Genomic DNA, 18,410 nt, shown 5'->3' on the forward strand with positions numbered 1-18,410 from the left:
ATAATTGTTCAATTATTCCACTGTAATCAATGTCGATAATTCGCGTAGTGCAATAAAGAAAATAGTGTAATCGATGCTGGAGCTGCTCAGGAGCATTTCCATTAACTTTTCCCAACGCTGCTGGATAAAACTGTTTTTTGCGAACCAATAGGCAATTAATTTATCAGACTCCAATTTTTTTTGATCATTCATTAAAATGACTATAGTTAAGCGGCGTTGTAAGTTGTCCAGTTCATCACGTAAAGATAGCCGTGCCAAACTGTTCCAATGTCCTTCTCGAGAGTCGTTACCAATTTGATCACGGAACCAAACCAAACTAAAAGTACTGCCTACTTTAAAGTAAACTTCTGCTGTTCTTCCTAGGTCAAATTTATTTTGTGTCGCCACTTCTACTACATTTAACACCGTATACATAGCGCGAGTTGCGGCAATTTTTTTTGCGGCTTTTTCGGATAAACCGATTCCTACAAACTGTGTGACTATCTTATCAAGGTATTCTTTAGTCACACCCGCCATGAGATCAGGAATTGATTTTTCAAGTTTGCTTATCGATTGACTGTAATGGGCAATGTTCTTCGCAATGTCACCTTCCAGACGTCGATGATGTAAAAACCAACGTGTTGCTAAGTTCATTAGTTGTCTGACGTGATGCAACAACTCATATTGAGTTTGTACGGTTACTTTATAGTTCAGCGAGTCAATTAGTTGATGTAAATCATCTATTTGATAAGCCTTTGCTGCAATAGTATAGGCACGAGCAATATCGGCCACTGGCTGTCCGGTTTCGATTTGCATACGATACATGAAGGTGATGCCCATACTATTAACGATTTGATTACTAAGCTGTGTTGCGATGATTTCCCGTCGTAATCGGTGTGCCTGCATTGCATTGGCATAAGACTTTATGAGTAATGAAGGAAATCCGGTATCGAGTATGGTTGCAAAATAGGGATCATCGGGTAAATCCGATTTTAATAACTCTCCAGTGATATAAATTTTTGTATAAGCCATAATAATAGACAATTCGGGGCGCGTCAGTCCCTGGCTTGCTGCTTTACGTTCTAAAAGATGCTTATCATCAGGAAGAAACTCAACACTTCTATCTAAATCGGCTACTGTTTCCAGTTCCTTAATATACGTTTGATATAAACCGCTATAGCTTAGGGAATTCATGGCAGAAAAGCCTAAAACTAACGCTTGATTGTAATTATCTTGTAACACCAGCTGCGCAACTTCCTCGGTCATTTTGGTCAGCAATTGATTGCGTTTTTTCTCAGTAAGTGTTCCTTGATTTATTTCCTTATTGAGCAGAATTTTGATATTTACTTCATGGTCAGAGCAATTTACACCTGCTGAGTTGTCGATTGAATCAGTATTAATCAGACCACCTTCTAAGGCATATTCTATTCTTCCAAGTTGCGTAAATCCGAGATTGCCACCTTCACCAACTATTTTGCAACGCAATTCATTGCCGTTAATACGGCAAAATTCATTGGTTTTGTCGCCAACATCTGCATGCGATTCAGTTGATGCTTTAACATAAGTGCCAATTCCGCCATTAAATAACAAATCTACGGGGGCTTTTAAGATTGCTCGAATCAATTCGTTTGGAGTTAATGAATTGTCGGTAATTGCCAGTATTTTTTTTACTTCTGGGGTGATGGCAATGGATTTACTTGAGCGTTTGTAAATGCCGCCACCTTTGGAAATGAGTTGAGGGTTAAAATCCTCCCATGATGAGGTGGGTAAATTAAATAAGCGCTGACGCTCTTCAAAGGATTTACGCCCGTCAGGATTAGGATCAAGAAATATGTGACGATGATCAAATGCTGCGAGCAAAAGACCGTGGGGGGTATAGGTTAGGCCATTACCAAATACATCCCCGCTCATATCGCCAACACCAACGACTGTAAAATCTTGTTGCTCGATATTGATATCCAATTCGCGGAAATGACGTTTAATCGATTCCCATGCACCACGCGCAGTAATACCCATTTTTTTATGATCATAGCCCGCAGATCCTCCAGAGGCAAAAGCATCTCCAAGCCAGAACTTGAATTCTTTAGAAATCGCATTCGCAATATCAGAAAAGGTTGCTGTTCCTTTATCAGCTGCTACAACAAGATAAGGATCGGCATCGTCGTAACACACGGTTTTCGGGGGAGAAATAACACGGTCGTTTTCAAAATTATCTGTAAGATCAAGTAACCCTCTGATAAATGATTGATAACAATGGGTTACTTCTTGTTTTATTTGCTCACGATCAAGCAGGTTGAGTGATTTTTTTAAAATAAAACCACCTTTAGCTCCAGAAGGTACAATCACTGAGTTTTTTACTTTTTGCGCTTTCATAAGGCCAAGAATTTCCGTACGGAAATCTTCTGGGCGATCAGACCAGCGAATACCGCCACGTGCTACCTTGGCGCTACGTAAATGGATGCCTTCAAACTGTGTTGAATAAACAAAAATTTCGTACAGGGGTTGTCCTGGAGGTAAGTCAGGCACTTTGGTTGTATGAAGCTTAAGTGATAAATATTTTTTGGGCTCACCATGGGAATCTAATTGAAAATAATTGGTGCGCAGTGTCGCTTTAATTAAAGACCAGAAATAGCGGATGATATGATCTTCGTCCAGACTGGTAATGGCATCGATATCAGCTTGAATTTCAAGCGCCAAATCCGCCATTTTATCTTTGCTGGCGGTATTTTGTTTTAGACCAAATTTTAAATAGAACAGCTGAATTAGTTTTTTTGCAATCACCGCATAGGCTGCGATCGTTTTTTCTATATACTGTTGGCTAAAGCGAAAGCCAATTTGTTGCATGTACTTAGCATAAGCTCGAATGATGGTTATTTCGCGCCAGGATAATCCTGCCCCTAAAACCAGCTTATTAAAGCCGTCATTTTCACAATCCCCAACATGTATTTTGATTAAAGCTTCATTAAAAATGTCTTTTACCTGGTCCAAAGTGAATAAATGGGAATGAGCATAGGACACATTAAAATCACCAATCCAAATAAATTGATTGGGATCGATAGCGATGCGATACGGTCTCTCGGTATAAGTTCTTAATCCCATGTTTTCAATCATAGGTAAGATGTCCGATAAGGGAATGGAGCTCCCGTATCGATACAGCGTAATATGTAATGGATGTTCCCCACGAGGAGATTCGTAAAAAACAATCGCTAATGGATTGTCTGGCGATAGTTTGTCAATTTGTACGAGATCAGCTATTGCCTCCTCAACAGTATGTTGCTCGCAATAGCTCATTGACAATGCAGGGAGATATTTTTTGGCTAATTGTTTCCCTTTTTTCGTACCCAACTGCTTGATTAGTGCTTGATCTAACTGATCTTTCCATGAGTTTTCCATTTTTAAATCTCACAAAGGTGCAGTGTTATTATTCAATAAGTATAGGTCATGAAATGGGTTGCAGATAATGGAGGCCTTTCGAAGTGCTACTGCAGCGGCATCTTTGTAAGAAAGAATATGGATTAGCTGCTTTCTCGAAAAGTGAAAAATTTGTGTCCCAGAAAACTTGTAAACATAGGAGTGGTTAACCCCAATAGATGCGCTATTACTCGAGTGTGCGATTGCACATTGAGTGCAGGTAAAACATAATAAGCAAGCAGTAAACTGAAAAACCAAGTTTGCAGCATCCCTACCAAGTTGACTAAAATAAAAAAAATAATGGAACGGGTGAGCGTTTGTTGGCTGTTCTTAAATACAAATAATTTTCCAAGAGTAAAAGCGGCAATCATCCCGGTAACATAGGCTAAAATAATGGATGTTGAAAAACTGAATGAATAGTTATAGATAATTCTGCTAAAGAAATTTATTATTAATGATATTAATCCTACCATTAAAAAACCAATAAACTGTTTTGACCTAAAATGATGAATCACAGGTTATCTCACTTCAATTTATAAATAAGTCAGGCTTTATTTAAAACCATGCCAAATTTTTTTTCCTATCCAATAAACAACCAAGAAGATACAAATCCATATTAAAATTAAGGGTAAGAAATACACGAAAAATGTAATTAAACCATAGGTAAAATGACGCAACTCATCGACTAAAGAATGGTAGGCATCAATAAATGTAGCAGAAATGTTCCATTGTTTTTGTTGTTCGGTTTGAATGATTGGATTCATGCTTAAATTAATATTGATTAATGAATAAGCCACTGATTCTTTGTAATATTTTATCTGTCCTTGAAGGACATCGATTTGTCCTTGTATCTCGTTTAATTGTTTGAATACGTTAAGAACATCCGTTGTTTTTGTTGCGCTGGCCATAATTTTTGATAATTGTTCTTTGGCGGTTTGTAAGTTACTTAGTTGACTTTGTAAATCGACAAATTGTTGTGTAATGTCTTCGCCAGTTACCGATTCTTGTACAACGTGTGTTGCAAGTGATTTCAAGGTACTTAATGCATTATTCAAGCCCTGAGCAGGTACTCTGATACTGATATTTGCAGTAGTATTCCCCGCAATATTGTTATCTTGATATAGATTGGAATTGACTACGTATCCTCCAGAACTCTCTGCCAAATGAGTGATTTTTTCCATTGCCGAATTAATGTCATCGACTTGCAAAGCAATATCCGCATTGCGAATAATCATACCTCGCATCACATGTTCTGGAGCTTGGTTTGTATTGGACTGGTTTTGATTACGCATCATGGCTATGGGACCGCTCGCGTAATTAGGATTTCCAACTCCTGCTGGTACGGGTACAGGACTTCCCCCTCCATACATTGTTGTTCCAGTTGTAGTAAACCATTCGGAGATAAAAAATAATATTGCGAGTGTGCCAATAAAAGCTAAAAAATAAAGGATGATTTTCTTCATTATTATTCTGCGCAACACAATAGATCATGTTAAAGTGTGGCAAAAATTTCTTGAATTGTAAAATAATAGATCTAATGGTTTAAATTATGCAACTTGACGTTTTTTTTATGTCAACATAGGGTCTGTTTACATTTAGGCTCAAACTTGCTCAATATAAACAGACCCTATGGCTTTGATGTCACATTATTATTGGCGTTTATCACAAAAAGCGACACATACTTTATGTTCTATGACTTCACCGCCACAGGCAGAATAACATGCTCTATAGGTCGACTCACATCGACAAGAATGGTTGCAGCTACTGCTTCGATCAAAATCAGTTACTGATTTATCGATAGGTAAACCCATTCTTCTTCGCTCTTCTTTATATTGTTTGTATTCAAATAAAGCATTTTGTTGGGCTCTCATACGACAATGGTCATTGTCTACCCTACAACTTTGTTCGCAATCATTTCTGCCTTGAATACACTGGGCAGTACACATTTTTGCAACATCTGATTTAGGCGGAACAAAATTGTATTCGGTATTATAAATAGGACCACAGGCGCTTAGCATGCTCGCTAGAACCATAATTGAAAAAATAAAAAACTTTTTTAGCATATGATCCTCTTTTATGAGTTATAGGGATGCAATTGTTCTGGAATTTTGGCCGTGATACGGTCCAGAACAGACTGGGGTAGTTTAGTAACGCTTAGTTGAAAAATCAAGCATGAAACTCGCGGCTATGCTACAAATTAAAAACGTATTACCCCGGTGTTTTAAAAGTTGATTATTCTCATGCGGCCGATTTGGTTTTGCTGTTCTTAAAAAAATTCATAATTTTAAATTCATTAAATTGTATAAAAAAGACCTTGGCAGTCTACGCAAGTTATTTCTCTTACATCGAATTTCTCGCCAATAAAACAACAATTGGTATGTTTTTAGGTCACATAGATTAATATCCGCACCATTATATGACCTTAACAACAAAACTGGAGCCGAATCAATAAAGGTTATGATTTAAAAATAATCTGCATGCTTAATATTTAGTTAAGATGTTTTATGTAAAATTAGCCCAAGTTATGTATGTTAAGTTAGGAGATGAAACGATGTTGGCTAGAACGCTTATGTATTCAAGAACTTCTTCTCGGGTAGCTAATAGACATATTGCTCTAGGTGGCAATACACATATTGTGCGTTTCTATTCTCAACACAATTGGGGCAAGTACAATGAAGGTTCTTGTGATATTGAGTCAGTTCTTGAGTCCGGGAAAGAATCATTTCCAGAGGTGTTTCGAGATGCTTCTGTCGAATTTACTGCATTAAAAAATTCAGTGCAAAGAACAGATGAATTGTCATTGAAGGTAAAAGGTTTTGGGCGTTACAAAGGTCAACATGGTGAATCTGTTGGTGATTTAATGTTGTTTGAAACGTTTCGTCGCTCCTTACAAATCACTGGCGCTTTAATTCCTTTATTGTTAAAAACTCCTCCTCAAAATAATGATTTTGGGGCATTCGTCCGTAGTTTTCACACACAGCATGTTTTGCCAGTGCTTCCAGAAATATGCATGTTATCTCAACGACAGAAATATTTGAGTTGGGTATATGATGCTTTTAAGGATCCAAGTAAACAGGAGCATCATCAAGTCCATAAGCATTTTAAGAGATTTAAAGCAGAGCTTTTAAAACGAAAAGAAAAGGGAATAATAGATGGATCTGATTCTATGTTAAGCGAGTTAGCGATGACGCACATAGCAGATAAATTACTTAGAAGTGAAGTCGATGAGCGAATGTATACTCTTACAGAGCGTATAATCGAGAGACTTCTTAAACAGTCTCAATATGAAGCATTACCATTAGTTTCAGCAATGGATGCGAATACGTTTGTTGGTGTTCAAGAAAAAGCCCCTAAAAGTTATCCTGACCGTTTCACTGTATTGATGGCAGGGGGACCTGGCAGTGGTAAATCTATTACAACAGAGAGTTTTGCGTTGCAATTGCAACAGCAAACAGGATATGCATTAGATGAGCTTGCGCTTCTTACCGTTGATAGAAAAAGAACAATTTTTTATGAGGATGAATGTGTGAAGGGAGCTCATAAAAAACACATTGGTACATTGACGCATGCAGAAGCAGTAGTGACTTACAATATGAGCGGTGATTTTCTGACACGTCGAATGGATCAACATAAGCGCGTGCCTAATGTATTCAAAGAGATGTGTAATATATGGCCTAAATGGCTGGATATCGGTTTAGAAAAGGATGGGACTTATCTAATAACTGTCTCGACAAGAAAACCTGAGAAAGCGGTTGATGGGGTAATCCAAAGGGGTATTTCTAATAATGATTTTATTACTCCCCCTAAGTATGTATTGGATTCTTATCGTAGTGTGAGTGAACGGTTTCCATCAGTTATTCAAGAAAATCAATCTAAAAAGGTAATTATTAGTGTGGTAAATAATGAGTTGGCGATTGAGAAAAAATTCAGTAAAGGGAAAGAGCAAGAGTCAGGGCAGCCAGAAGATAATAAGCCAGCGGTAGTAGTAGATTGTGAAACCAATACAATTTATGTTGTCAATCTTTTGCAATATGTAGACTTCATTAATCAAAGCCAACTCAATAGCAATGCGACATCTGAAGAGGAGCTTTTTAAGGGGGCAGATATTTCGATTGCCACGAGTATGGCAAGAGTCATTGATCCAAGTAAATTTGGATCGGCTAAAATTGCATTTGTGCGACAAGGAATTACGTCAACTTCAATTAATAATCTTGAGGAAAATATCGTCGCCACGGTTCAAGACGGTGTGCTTGATGTTCAAGCTGAAGCTGATTTTGAGGAATTAAAATCTGCTGCTCCCGAGCATTTTGAGGCATTAGATAGTTTGGTATTGCAAAATCGGCTGAACTTATCATGACAATAAGAGCAGGATTACTGGCAAGAATTCTGCTCTTTTTGCATCAAAATTATTTAAATTTTCTCGCAGGCCCTGAAGCATCTGTTGACGAAGTATTCTCAAGCTCTTTCACAATAGTTTGAACCGATTTGCTTAATTCTGATTTTGCCTCATTTTCTTTGACTCTTGTCCAATTTATATCTTTGAAAAAACGGTTGGTAGCAGGAGTAGGCTTAATTGCTTTAGGGGCAGAGGAGGTAACAAATCTTCTAAATAACATCATTTATAAAATCCTTTTTCAATAAAAAGCGTATTAGTTATGATAAGTTTTTATAAAAAATACGCAAGTTTTATTTTTTGTTGATCAATTAATGTGTATGTTATTGTTTTTTCTTTGGATTTAATTGATCTTTATCCGGGAATGGATTTTTGTCCAATTGCTCGGCAATTGTCCGGGTGTTTTTATTCAGCGAATTTATTTGTTTTTTGTCTGAAGTTACGCTCCAGTCAATCGACTTTCCAAAATTTTTGGGTGTCTTTTTAGTCATTGATTTTCTCCAAATGAACAAAACCATTTTTGTATAAAAAATGATTTATTTGTATATATTAGCAAAATATTTCATGTGGATCAGCCAAAAAAACAAGAGAATTACTCGTGTTCACGTCAAGTTCATCTGGTATAAGATGCGCTTGATGCCTCTACATAGACCTGATAGTAAGAAATTTATAGAGTTTTTAGGGTAGATTACATCGCTAGGGTAATCAAAAAGTCATTATTACGTTTATTTTTATTTTGATATATAATTAACCAATTTATGATCGCTCATACGATCAGCTGTTCAATAATCATTTTAATTTAGAATAAACATCCATGGACATCTCATTTTTATTTGGTTTTTTAGCTGGCGGTCTTACTACTGCTCTAAGTGGGTTGCAAATACAAAAATTCATGAATAATAGGAAAAATGTTGCACGCATAAAGAATAAAAAAATATTAGATTTAGACCGGCTTTTTCATGATTTCCCTCATTTTATGAGTATTATTAAAAATGACATTAATAACCCTAGCCATAAAGATGTAAGGGAGTTTTTTGTAGTCGATAAAGAGGCAATCTTGAATTCGTTTGTTCCTCGATTTCGATATGAATTGTCCACCGAGATTCTTCCCGCCTTAAATCGATTAGAAGAGTTGGGTTATATTGAAAAGTTAAAAAATAATTGCCTTCACTATAAAATTGAAGAAGAGTTTATAATACAACTCCAATCTATGGCGACAACTGCAAAAGAGTAAAAAGCATAGATAAAGTTTAGGGGCTAGCGGCCATAGATTTGCTCCAATTAAATTATAGGGGGAGGTTTTTATGTCACGCAAACTGTTAGCGAAACAATTTTTAAGCCGTGTTATTAAGTATCTTCAGAAACAATCTGATCCATCCATTGCTAAAAAAATTGTAGCAGATTTAAGGTTAGGTTCCGCTGAAATTCGTGATGTAGACTTCAAAGAATTTTTGGCTAAATTTACAAAAGAACCAATTGATTTGGATGGGCTTATCAACGCCATGCAAAAAGGTTTGCTCAGCAACACGCTCTTCTGTGATTTACTTGCTTTTATAGAAAGAAACCAGTTAATTTCAGATGAAGAGTTGCAGGCTATGTCAAAACAGTTGCAAATCCAACTGAATTTATTATGTTTATTCGAAGCGTTCGCAGTGACGATGGTAAACAGTTTCACATTTAATGAGGATGTTTATTGCTTCACAAAAAAACAAAGAAATACGGCTTATCCAGGAAATCCTCTTTTCAATTTCTTTTTTGGTTCTAATAGTAACAATTTTTCTCTTTTTAAAAATTTAAAGTTAATTTCTGTTGATCCTGTCATTGCTGCGGGTGCATTTCTGCGCTCATTAGGCAGTGAGCAACTGGATAAGGCAGAAATTGAGGCAAAGTCAAAAGAGTTTATTAAGAAATATGGACTAGCACTTTGGAATGCACAAATTTGTCCTCCTCCATTAGGTGAAATGTCTGATGATTCAGTTAAAAATGTGAGTTTAAATATCTTAGAGGCAACATGGGAAGAACAGCAAAAGGAGAGTGGGGCGCCTGGTGATAATGCTTATGCTGGTGCTGCTCTTATCCGGATGTTAGAGCATCTTCGACCTCTGCATGCTTATATCTTTCAAAATCTGGTCTTGCCTGATGACAGTTCAATCACTGCAAGTGGCCGATACAGCTTGCTTCCTGATTTAACAGTGAATCAATCACGTAAGCGAGTGAGCCAATTTTATGTTAGTAAGGAATGGATGTATTTATATAATAGCTGGAACTTGTTTTTTGTTGTTCAGAACTTAGATAGCAAATTCTTGCCTATTAAACTCCTAATCCCCTCAGTGTTGAATGCTCTGCCAAGCCAATACATGGAAACACGTGTGTTTGTACTTTATCTTATAGGTAATTTATTTCATTACAATAAGTTAAGTGTTTTTACAGAGGACATTAAGCTTTCTCAAGTACAGGTAATCTTGAATAAATGGGGAGAAATAAATAAAAAATATGCTGACGCGCTACTAAAAACTTCTTGTGCTGATTTAGAGGAAACTTCAGAAATGGTTTATCATGATATTTTTGGGGAGCATACTCATTTTTCATTAGCGTATCATGTTGCAAATTTCATTCGTGATTTTGAGCATTTTAGAATTACCAGTGATCCCGAGACGCGCACACTCCAATTAGCGTGATTCACCCTAATATTTTTTTATCTGGTCGTGAGAAAAGAATATCCGACCAGTTTTTCGTGTTGGTTTTTATTGACCTTCATGATACAACTCCCCATAGCCCCAATTTGTTATTTCTGATCGCGGGACCTGCAGATTTAAAACAAAAGGATTGTGCATGATGAGAAAAGTGGTCTTTAGTCTTTCGCTTATATTGAGCATAATAATTTCCCCTTTATTTGCAAAGGAATACATTAAAAATCCTGAGCTACAAAATAATGAATGTGTCGATACCATTGCATCACGTGTCGCTGATGGTGGTTTATTTTTGGATCAATGCCACATACATGATCGTGATGTACCGCAAATCCTTTCCTTTCTCAATGCACATCCAGAAATTACCCGCTTGAGCATCTCTGACAATCAGATCGGTTATCAAGGTACAGAATTGATTGCTACGAATACCCATATTCGTTATTTGTTCCTTACTGGAAATCGCATTGGTTCACTAGGAGCTGAAGCCTTAGCTAAAAATACTTCTTTGGTTTATCTTCTTTTAGGAGAGAATCATGTTGGTCCCTATGGGGCTGAGGCTTTGGCCAAAAATAGTACCCTGATTTTTCTTTCTCTTGATGGCAACCCTATAGGTACTTCAGGCGCAAAAGCACTAGCAAAAAATAAGACGTTAACGCATCTTTCGCTAAGAAAAAGTCAAATTGGTGTGGCCGGTGCGAAGGCATTGTATGCAAATGAAACATTGAAAAGTTTATATCTAGGCAATAATCGATTAGGAAATGATGGGCTGGAGTTTCTTGATAGAAATCAATCCATCAATTTTATTGATTTGGAGAACAATAATATTGATAAGGATGGCGTCAAAATCATAGCAAGAAAACCTAATTTGTTTTATCTCAATCTTGATAAAAACCCTTTGCAAAATGAAGGGGCTGCTTTTTTAGCGCAAGCGAGCGTTCTGGAGTGGCTGTCAATTGTTGGCTGTGGTGTGGGTGTGGAGGGTGCTCATGCTTTATCTGCATTGAATCATCTCACCATGTTGAATATCGACAATAATTTAATTGGTGATGAAGGCATTATTGCTTTGACGAAAATGAGTACTCTGAATAACTTATATGCCAATAATAATCATATTGGTGACGAGGGAGCAAAAACTTTAGCAAGCGTGCTACAGCTGCACAATTTGAGTTTGAGTCATAATAATATTGGCGATGATGGCGCCTTAGCTTTAGCTGAAACTACGACTCTGTATACTTTAGACGTGGGATTTAATCAAATCAGTGCAATCGGAGTAGAAGCATTAAGAAACAATGAAATTCTGACTTATTTGAATACTTTAGGGAATCCTGGGGATGAATAGCCTTCGACCGTGCACATGATCGAAGGCTATTGGAGAAATTTGATTTTGAACTAAATACTTATTTTAAACTTTATAAAACAAGCGAGGATTGCTTTTCCGGTGAATTGATTGGTTCATGTGGTTGTTCCGATTTTTGCGGAGTTTGTTTGCTTGCAAAAAAAAGAATATCATTTGCAGTGAATTTTTTTTGTTCTTCTACCTCTTTTTTTTCTAAGGACGAGAATGAGTTTATATCTTCCTTATCACATAGGTTTTCTCGAGCATATTTCTCTAGAGTGCTGCGTTCAATGAAATGCCACCTTAAAAAAACACCACTAAGATTCGTTTCACAGAGCCTAAATGAGTCAGATATGGGAAGCTCAAGGCATAAAAAGTGAGGGAGTGCAAACTGCAATGAATGAAAGGATGTACGAAACTCCATGCAATGGCTACCTAGAGCAATTAACTCATTACTGTCTGTGAAATAGGCATTTCCAGCAGTGATACATTGAGCATTATAAAAATCTTCTTCTGCTGCTAAATGTGGATAAGCAGGGATATTATTCTCTGGATGTGAATTTCCGCATGGACCAAAAACCAGTTCATTTTGTATTGTTAATAAAAACTTTACCATTTTTACATTTTTGAAATCAGTAGTCAGATTACATCTGGAACAATCAGAATCATTAAGTAAATCAATCAGTTCGCTGGTATTCCTGGCAATCCATTTAGGCGTTTCTATTATAATTTTAGGAGGTTCGTGTAACGAAGTCATCGAAAGAAAAACAGGTTTTATAGGTTTAAAAATACCCAATACTTTCCCATTTTGGTCGTTTTTAAATCCAGAGGCAGCTTTTTCCTTATGCAGCATATTTGTTCTCCAAGTTATCTTTATTTTTATAATTGATTCATTATGAGGAGGGTCTAAAGTTGGTCGATTCTACATGAAAAATGAATTGAGACAAGTATTGATATACATCATCCTGATTTATAAAAAAGCGGATATTTATCTCGCTAATATCGCATCTCTCGATTTTTTTTGCTTGATTTAATTCTTTAATTACACTTCCTGTTTTTGTTTTTTCTTGTCAGGGGGGAGATACAGGCGATGGGGTGTAATCATTGTGTCGCCCAGATTGGCGAAGCGTAATTTGGTTTTTTTTGTCGTCATCCCGAGTACAACCAGAGATCTCTATCGTAACACAGTGCTACAGTGGAGACCCTTGTTGCGCTCGGGATGATGAGCTAGATATTTATTTTGAAACCATTTGAACCAGAGTATCAATTGCGTAATCTAAGTTTAATTGCTGCATTTCTCCAGTAGCACGATTTTTATACTCTACGCAATTTTGCTCCATATTTCGCTCACTGACGATGATTCGGTGTGGGATGCCAATTAAATCATGATCTGCAAACAATACGCCTGCGCGCTCATTACGATCATCAATTAAGACATCAACTCCCAACTCATTTAAACGTTCATATAAAGCATTCGCTTGCGTTGTGACTGTTTGTGAGCGGTGTCCATTTAAAGGAATGATGACGATTTGGAATGGAGCGATGTTTTGCGGCCAGATGATCCCTTGCTCATCATGATGTTGTTCAATAGCAGCAGCAACTACGCGTGTTATCCCTAAACCGTAACAGCCCATCATCATGGTTTCTAGTTGGCCTTGCTCATTAATTACCGCGGCATTCATGGCTTTGGCATACTTATCACCTAACTGAAAAACATGGCCCACTTCAATACCGCGGCAGGAGCGCAGAGTTCCTTGACCATCTGGACTAATATCACCTTCTTTAACGTTACGTAAGTCATAGGCAAGGTAATCACTAATGTCCTTATCCCAAGCAGCATGTTGATAATGCTTATCGGCTTGATTGGCACCACAGATAAAAGAATCCATTGCCAGTGCATGATAATCTGCGATTACAGGAATCGATAAATGGATTGGTCCTAATGATCCAGTCGGTACATTCAAGCTTTTTAAGACTGTTTCCTCATCTATAAATTGTAAGGGAGAATGGACTAAAGGATGTTTTGTTGCTTTGACTTCATTCAGTTCATCATCACCTCTTAAAACCAAAGCAACCATGGGCTGTTCTCTTCCTTTTACAATCAAAGTTTTGACGGTTTGATTGCTTGCTACACCCATAAATTTTGCTACTTCAGCTATGGTTTTTTGATTTGGCGTATCTACCAGCATCATTTTTTGTTGGGTCGGCGTTGCTTTTTCAGGTCTTAAGCTGGTCGCTTGTTCAATATTTGCTGCATATTCCCCTTTATCACTGTAGAAAATTAAATCTTCGCCGGAGTCAGCCAATACTTGAAACTCATGTGATGCAGAGCCGCCAATAGCGCCTGTATCTGCTTCAACTGCACGATATTTAAGCCCTAGGCGATCGAAGATTCGGCAATAGGCCTGATACATGTCTTTATAGGTCATTTGCAGACTTTCTAAGTTTAAATGAAAGGAATAAGCATCTTTCATAATAAATTCACGTGCGCGCATGACACCAAAACGAGGTCTTATTTCGTCACGAAATTTAGTCTGAATTTGATAAAAACTTGCAGGAAGTTGCTTATAGGATTGCAATTCATTACGCATAATGTCAGTGATGACTTCTTCATGAGTAGGCCCAAAGCAATATTCTCTATCATTAGAATCTTTCATAGTGAGAAGCAGTCCACCAAAGGTATCCCAGCGTCCCGTTTCTTGCCATAGCTCAGCAGGTTGTACTGCGGGCATGAGCACTTCCATCGCATGAATGCGATTCATTTCTTCGCGGACGATTTGCTCTACTTTACGTAATACTTTTAAACCCAGAGGCATCCAGGTATAAAGGCCTGAGCCCAGTTTACGGATCATTCCTGCTCTTAGCATTAATTTATGAGAAACGATCTCCGCATCACTTGGAGTTTCTTTAAGAGTTACTAAAAACCATTGAGATGCACGCATTTCAACTCCTGAAGTAGTATTGTTCTTGATTGGAAAGCATTATACAGAAGTTTTTGTTCAAAAACAGATGAAATAATTTGAGTTTAGAAACGGTAGAAAATCCTGGTTGCAAGCAACCAGGTTATGTCTGGTAGGATGTTATATTTTAATTTTGGATTCTTCTAATAGTGCATTTAATTTAGAAGCTAAATGCGCATTATTTTCCCCTTCAAGTTGACTTAATTCATGTGCGTAATTATTAAAATGCACTTTGCCTGTTTGTACATTATAAACGGCACCAACCATAGCAATGTCATTTTTCTCTATCATTTGATGCAGAATAGGACTACGTTCATAAATTTTTTGCATGGTATTGGCAACGTTCAAGTCAGTGACATTGTTCACGAAGGTAGTATTTTTACTGTGACGGTTCGTTTCCGTTTCGTTCTCAGCATTGATTGCTGGCTTTATTTTGTCTAACAATTCTGTAATATGTCCTGTTTCAACTCCGTCACATGCAGATAAAATGGCACCACAACGGGTGTGACCAAGAATGATAATTAGCTTGACGCCAACGACATGGCACGCATATTCAACACTAGCCAAAACATCATTGTTCACAACATTCCCCGCAACACGAACGCAAAAAACATCACCAAAACTTACGTCGAAAATGGTTTCAACAGGTACGCGTGAATCAATACAGCCAAGAACTATGGCAATGGGATGTTGTGCTTTGGCTGTAAGTTTTATGTCTTGTTGGTTAGAACGATGAATTAAGTTGTCATTTAGGAAACGTTGATTTCCTTCATATAAAATATTTAATACTTGTGCCGGTGACAGATTAGATTGCACATCGTATGTAGTAACGTTGATAAATTCAATATAATTATGAATCTTGTAATGTTCTTTGAAACCAATAAAATTTATGGCGATTTTTTTATTGGGGGCTTGTTCTTCTTTAAATTCTTTTAAAAACTCTGAAATTTCTTTATCAATATATTGAGTATAACGTGCATCAATAATTAGGTGTGATTCTTTGGGTATGGAATCAAGCTCAGCAATTAGTGCGGCTTTATTAAGAAAAGTCATTTGTTGGGGAAGTATCAGACGATTAACCTCACCAGTTGGATGAATTTCCTTCAGAATATTAATTCGCGCCTGACTGTTCGATTTTAAAATATAGAACAAACTGACGGCTAATCCAATTAAAATACCAGTCAATAAGTTAAAGACAATAATTCCAATTACGGTGGAGATGAATGGAATAAAACGATCGCTGCCTTGAGCATAAATGGTACGATAAATGGAAGGTTTATTAAGCTTATAACCAGTATAGATCAGAATAGCAGCGAGTGATGATAAGGGTATTTTATTCAAAGTGCCCGGAATTAACATGACTGCAAAGAAAATAAAAACTCCATGTAAAATAGTAGATAATTTACTTGCCGATCCTGCCTGAATATTAATGGATGTTCTTACGATTACTGAAGTAATGGGAATTCCACCAATTAAACCTGCTGTCATGTTGCCAACTCCTTGCGCCAATAACTCTCGGTTTGATGACGGATGTCGGCGTTTTTTGTCCAGTCTTTCCCCTGCTTTGAAGTTTAATAAGGTTTCAAGGGAGGCAACAATCCCGATGATAAACGCATATAAATAAACTTTGGGGTTCGACAGCGCGGACCAATTTGGGTATTCCAGTTTGCTTAATAGCTCATGAATATCATCTGTTTGCGGAATATTAACAAGTTGGGGGGAATTCTGAACCAGGCTTGAATCGGTCCATAAAAAAAACTCATTAAGCAGTACACCCAAAATCACGACGATAATTGGTGCAGGAATTTCTTTTAATATTTTATTTTTCGTTAAATCAAAATAAATTAAAGTCGATACTGACAGTACCGTAATCAGTATGGCACCTGTATTGAGGTGATGGTACAAAGCAAGAATAGGGCTTAGAGTGATTTCTTCAGTCGTCTCTAATAAATGCGTTTTTAGCTCGTTAAAATCTGCAGACAGTGTGAATGCTAATGGTAATTGTTTGATTATTAACAAAATACCGATTGCACAGAGCAGACCTTGCACTACATTTGATGGGACATAGTCTGCGACAAAGCCGGCTCTTAGGCTTCCTATTATCACCTGCAGAAGCCCCGCAAGTAACAGTGCAACTAAAAAGGTGTTGAAATCTCCAAGATGGGTAATCGCCGCAACAACTACAGCTGCCATACCTGCCGCAGGTCCGCTGACACTGACGTGAGAGCCACTTAAAAACCCAACAACAACGCCGCCAATAACCCCACTTAAAATCCCAGAAAAAAGAGGGGCGCCTGAAGCTAAGGCGATCCCGAGACATAATGGGATGGCTACAAGAAATACAACTATGGCTGCAACAAAATCAAACTTAAGATAGCGTTTGGTATAAATTCGAAACTTACGTGAGTCAACTGGTGCATTTGTAAACATGGAGTTGTTCCTATATTAACAAAGTAAATAAAAGTGTTAAGCGAAATTACCCCTAATTTTAGACTAAAGTGCTGTTTATTAAAACACCACTGTAACAAAATGTTATAAAAATGTTACGGTTTAGTTAAGATGCTGTGCTTTCGTCACTCTAATTGATGAAGTTCAATTCATTGTGTGCGTTTATTGGTATTTAAAAATGACTTAGGGCGTTATTCATTATAAAGATGAGGGGAGCTAGATTCTAATTTCAAGGTAGAGAAATTAAACTCAGCGCGAAAAGTCACATTGGGCATTTTGAGTAAAAATAATTCTCAATTTACGCACGAATGCAACTTTTCACCTATAACATAGAACGGTGGGTTAGGCTTCAATGGGGTCAAATTCTTCGGCATGGAACACTTCGTCCCTATCAGTTGCCTGATTCGTGACTAAGTCATGCTCAAGATTTTTAAAATTCCACATACTTTGATCCATCAGTTGGCTGGGTTTTATACTTTGCAGCGCATGCAGGATATTACTTGGTACTTTGGGGTTTTCGTCAGCAAGTTGATCAATTAAATGCGTTATTTTTTTGCGCATTAAATTTTCCTGAGAACCACAAAGAGTGCATGGAATGATAGGATAAGATTGTTCTTGAGCAAAGGTAATAATATCTTTTTCTTGAACATAACATAATGGTCGGATGACTATATGCTTTTTATTATCGCTAAGTAACTTCGGTGGCATTGAGCGGATATCACCATTGTATAAGATAGACATCATCAGAGTACGAACCAGATCGTCACGATGATGCCCAAGGGCGATTTTATTAAAACCGTGCTCCTCTGCATACCGATAAATAATGCCGCGTCGTAGACGCGAGCATAAAGAACAATATGTTTTACCCTCGGGTATTTTTTCTTTAACGATACTATAGGTATCACGAGTTAGTATTTCATGAGGAATGGAGCGATCCGCAAGCCATTGACGTAGTGCGGCATCATTCCATCCTGGTTGTGCTTGATCCAGGGTAAATGAAAAAAGTTCAAATTTATTGCCGGAGCGTCGACGTAATTGATTCAGAATGGTTAAGAGGGTAAAAGAGTCTTTACCGCCTGATAAACAGACCATAACACGGTCTCCACGCTGGATCATATTAAAATCCGCGATGGCCTTACCGGTGTAATGCAGTAGTTTTTTTTCAACTTGAGAAGGATTGGACATTATTAAAA

At 37.3% G+C, this 18,410-nt stretch carries 14 protein-coding genes; 4 read left to right on the plus strand and 10 right to left on the minus strand.

The window, feature by feature from the left end; genetic code table 11:
* Positions 1-12: 12 nt before the first annotated feature.
* The 4 genes from Lste_RS16630 to Lste_RS16645 all read right to left on the minus strand — a co-directional run bounded on the left by Lste_RS16630 (position 13) and on the right by Lste_RS16645 (position 5,453).
* Positions 13-3,372 carry an NAD-glutamate dehydrogenase gene (locus Lste_RS16630; RefSeq protein ID WP_058512104.1) on the minus strand — a complete coding sequence of 1,120 codons (3,360 nt, stop codon included), beginning with the start codon at positions 3,370-3,372 and terminating at the stop codon, positions 13-15.
* 122 nt (positions 3,373-3,494) lie between these two features.
* Positions 3,495-3,905: a GtrA family protein gene (locus Lste_RS16635; RefSeq protein ID WP_058512105.1), complete on the minus strand. Its 411-nt coding sequence runs from the start codon at positions 3,903-3,905 to the stop codon at positions 3,495-3,497.
* A 36-nt stretch (positions 3,906-3,941) separates the two neighbouring features.
* Positions 3,942-4,853 carry a DUF4349 domain-containing protein gene (locus tag Lste_RS16640; RefSeq protein ID WP_058512106.1) on the minus strand — a complete coding sequence of 304 codons (912 nt, stop codon included), beginning with the start codon at positions 4,851-4,853 and terminating at the stop codon, positions 3,942-3,944.
* 186 nt (positions 4,854-5,039) lie between these two features.
* On the minus strand, positions 5,040-5,453 hold the full coding sequence (locus tag Lste_RS16645; protein WP_058512107.1) for a hypothetical protein: 414 nt from the start codon (positions 5,451-5,453) through the stop codon (positions 5,040-5,042).
* A gap of 461 nt (positions 5,454-5,914) precedes the next feature.
* Between Lste_RS16645 and Lste_RS16650 the strand changes: the two genes are divergently transcribed.
* On the plus strand, positions 5,915-7,747 hold the full coding sequence (locus tag Lste_RS16650; RefSeq protein WP_083504024.1) for a hypothetical protein: 1,833 nt from the start codon (positions 5,915-5,917) through the stop codon (positions 7,745-7,747).
* 49 nt (positions 7,748-7,796) lie between these two features.
* On the opposite strand, the gene Lste_RS16655 is transcribed toward Lste_RS16650, so the two are convergent.
* Complete coding sequence (locus tag Lste_RS16655; RefSeq protein ID WP_058512108.1) at positions 7,797-8,009, minus strand: hypothetical protein; 213 nt, start codon at positions 8,007-8,009, stop codon at positions 7,797-7,799.
* 97 nt (positions 8,010-8,106) lie between these two features.
* Positions 8,107-8,274, minus strand: a complete 168-nt coding sequence (locus Lste_RS19435) for a hypothetical protein (protein ID WP_193393439.1) — start codon at positions 8,272-8,274, stop codon at positions 8,107-8,109.
* Between the two features lie 323 nt (positions 8,275-8,597).
* Here Lste_RS19435 and Lste_RS16660 point away from each other — a divergent pair, with 323 nt between their 5' ends.
* The 3 genes from Lste_RS16660 (at position 8,598) to Lste_RS16670 (ending at position 11,812) form a co-directional block, all read left to right on the plus strand.
* The gene (locus tag Lste_RS16660) at positions 8,598-9,017 is read left to right on the plus strand and encodes a hypothetical protein (RefSeq protein ID WP_058512109.1); all 420 of its coding nucleotides are present in this window, start codon (positions 8,598-8,600) and stop codon (positions 9,015-9,017) included.
* 70 nt (positions 9,018-9,087) lie between these two features.
* The gene (locus tag Lste_RS16665; RefSeq protein ID WP_058512110.1) at positions 9,088-10,461 is read left to right on the plus strand and encodes a hypothetical protein; all 1,374 of its coding nucleotides are present in this window, start codon (positions 9,088-9,090) and stop codon (positions 10,459-10,461) included.
* 154 nt (positions 10,462-10,615) lie between these two features.
* Complete coding sequence (locus Lste_RS16670) at positions 10,616-11,812, plus strand: leucine-rich repeat domain-containing protein (protein WP_058512111.1); 1,197 nt, start codon at positions 10,616-10,618, stop codon at positions 11,810-11,812.
* Between the two features lie 70 nt (positions 11,813-11,882).
* Here Lste_RS16670 and Lste_RS16675 read toward each other — a convergent pair whose 3' ends face one another.
* The 4 genes from Lste_RS16675 to ttcA form a co-directional block, all read right to left on the minus strand.
* Entirely contained in the window at positions 11,883-12,662 is a 780-nt protein-coding gene (locus Lste_RS16675; RefSeq protein ID WP_058512112.1) for a hypothetical protein, read from the minus strand.
* A gap of 382 nt (positions 12,663-13,044) precedes the next feature.
* On the minus strand, positions 13,045-14,751 hold the full coding sequence (locus Lste_RS16680; RefSeq protein ID WP_058512113.1) for a proline--tRNA ligase: 1,707 nt from the start codon (positions 14,749-14,751) through the stop codon (positions 13,045-13,047).
* A 138-nt stretch (positions 14,752-14,889) separates the two neighbouring features.
* Positions 14,890-17,199 carry a bifunctional SulP family inorganic anion transporter/carbonic anhydrase gene (locus Lste_RS16685; RefSeq protein ID WP_058512114.1) on the minus strand — a complete coding sequence of 770 codons (2,310 nt, stop codon included), beginning with the start codon at positions 17,197-17,199 and terminating at the stop codon, positions 14,890-14,892.
* 360 nt (positions 17,200-17,559) lie between these two features.
* Positions 17,560-18,402, minus strand: coding sequence for a tRNA 2-thiocytidine(32) synthetase TtcA (gene ttcA / locus Lste_RS16690; RefSeq protein WP_058512115.1), 843 nt, complete (start codon positions 18,400-18,402; stop codon positions 17,560-17,562).
* Positions 18,403-18,410: the final 8 nt, after the last annotated feature.

Source organism: Legionella steelei, assembly GCF_001468005.1.
GTDB classification, from domain to species: domain Bacteria; phylum Pseudomonadota; class Gammaproteobacteria; order Legionellales; family Legionellaceae; genus Legionella; species Legionella steelei.

Bases quoted from the DNA above. Each gene is read 5' to 3' on its own strand.
- Lste_RS16665 (WP_058512110.1), top strand. From the start codon at position 9,088: ATGTCACGCAAACTGTTAGCGAAACAATTTTTAAGCCGTGTTATTAAG.
- ttcA (WP_058512115.1), bottom strand. From the start codon at position 18,402: ATGTCCAATCCTTCTCAAGTTGAAAAAAAACTACTGCATTACACCGGT.
- Lste_RS16685 (WP_058512114.1), bottom strand. From the start codon at position 17,199: ATGTTTACAAATGCACCAGTTGACTCACGTAAGTTTCGAATTTATACC.
- Lste_RS16680 (WP_058512113.1), bottom strand. From the start codon at position 14,751: ATGCGTGCATCTCAATGGTTTTTAGTAACTCTTAAAGAAACTCCAAGT.
- Lste_RS16630 (WP_058512104.1), bottom strand. From the start codon at position 3,372: ATGGAAAACTCATGGAAAGATCAGTTAGATCAAGCACTAATCAAGCAG.
- Lste_RS16660 (WP_058512109.1), top strand. From the start codon at position 8,598: ATGGACATCTCATTTTTATTTGGTTTTTTAGCTGGCGGTCTTACTACT.
- Lste_RS16640 (WP_058512106.1), bottom strand. From the start codon at position 4,853: ATGAAGAAAATCATCCTTTATTTTTTAGCTTTTATTGGCACACTCGCA.
- Lste_RS16655 (WP_058512108.1), bottom strand. From the start codon at position 8,009: ATGATGTTATTTAGAAGATTTGTTACCTCCTCTGCCCCTAAAGCAATT.
- Lste_RS19435 (WP_193393439.1), bottom strand. From the start codon at position 8,274: ATGACTAAAAAGACACCCAAAAATTTTGGAAAGTCGATTGACTGGAGC.
- Lste_RS16645 (WP_058512107.1), bottom strand. From the start codon at position 5,453: ATGCTAAAAAAGTTTTTTATTTTTTCAATTATGGTTCTAGCGAGCATG.
- Lste_RS16670 (WP_058512111.1), top strand. From the start codon at position 10,616: ATGATGAGAAAAGTGGTCTTTAGTCTTTCGCTTATATTGAGCATAATA.
- Lste_RS16650 (WP_083504024.1), top strand. From the start codon at position 5,915: ATGTATGTTAAGTTAGGAGATGAAACGATGTTGGCTAGAACGCTTATG.
- Lste_RS16675 (WP_058512112.1), bottom strand. From the start codon at position 12,662: ATGCTGCATAAGGAAAAAGCTGCCTCTGGATTTAAAAACGACCAAAAT.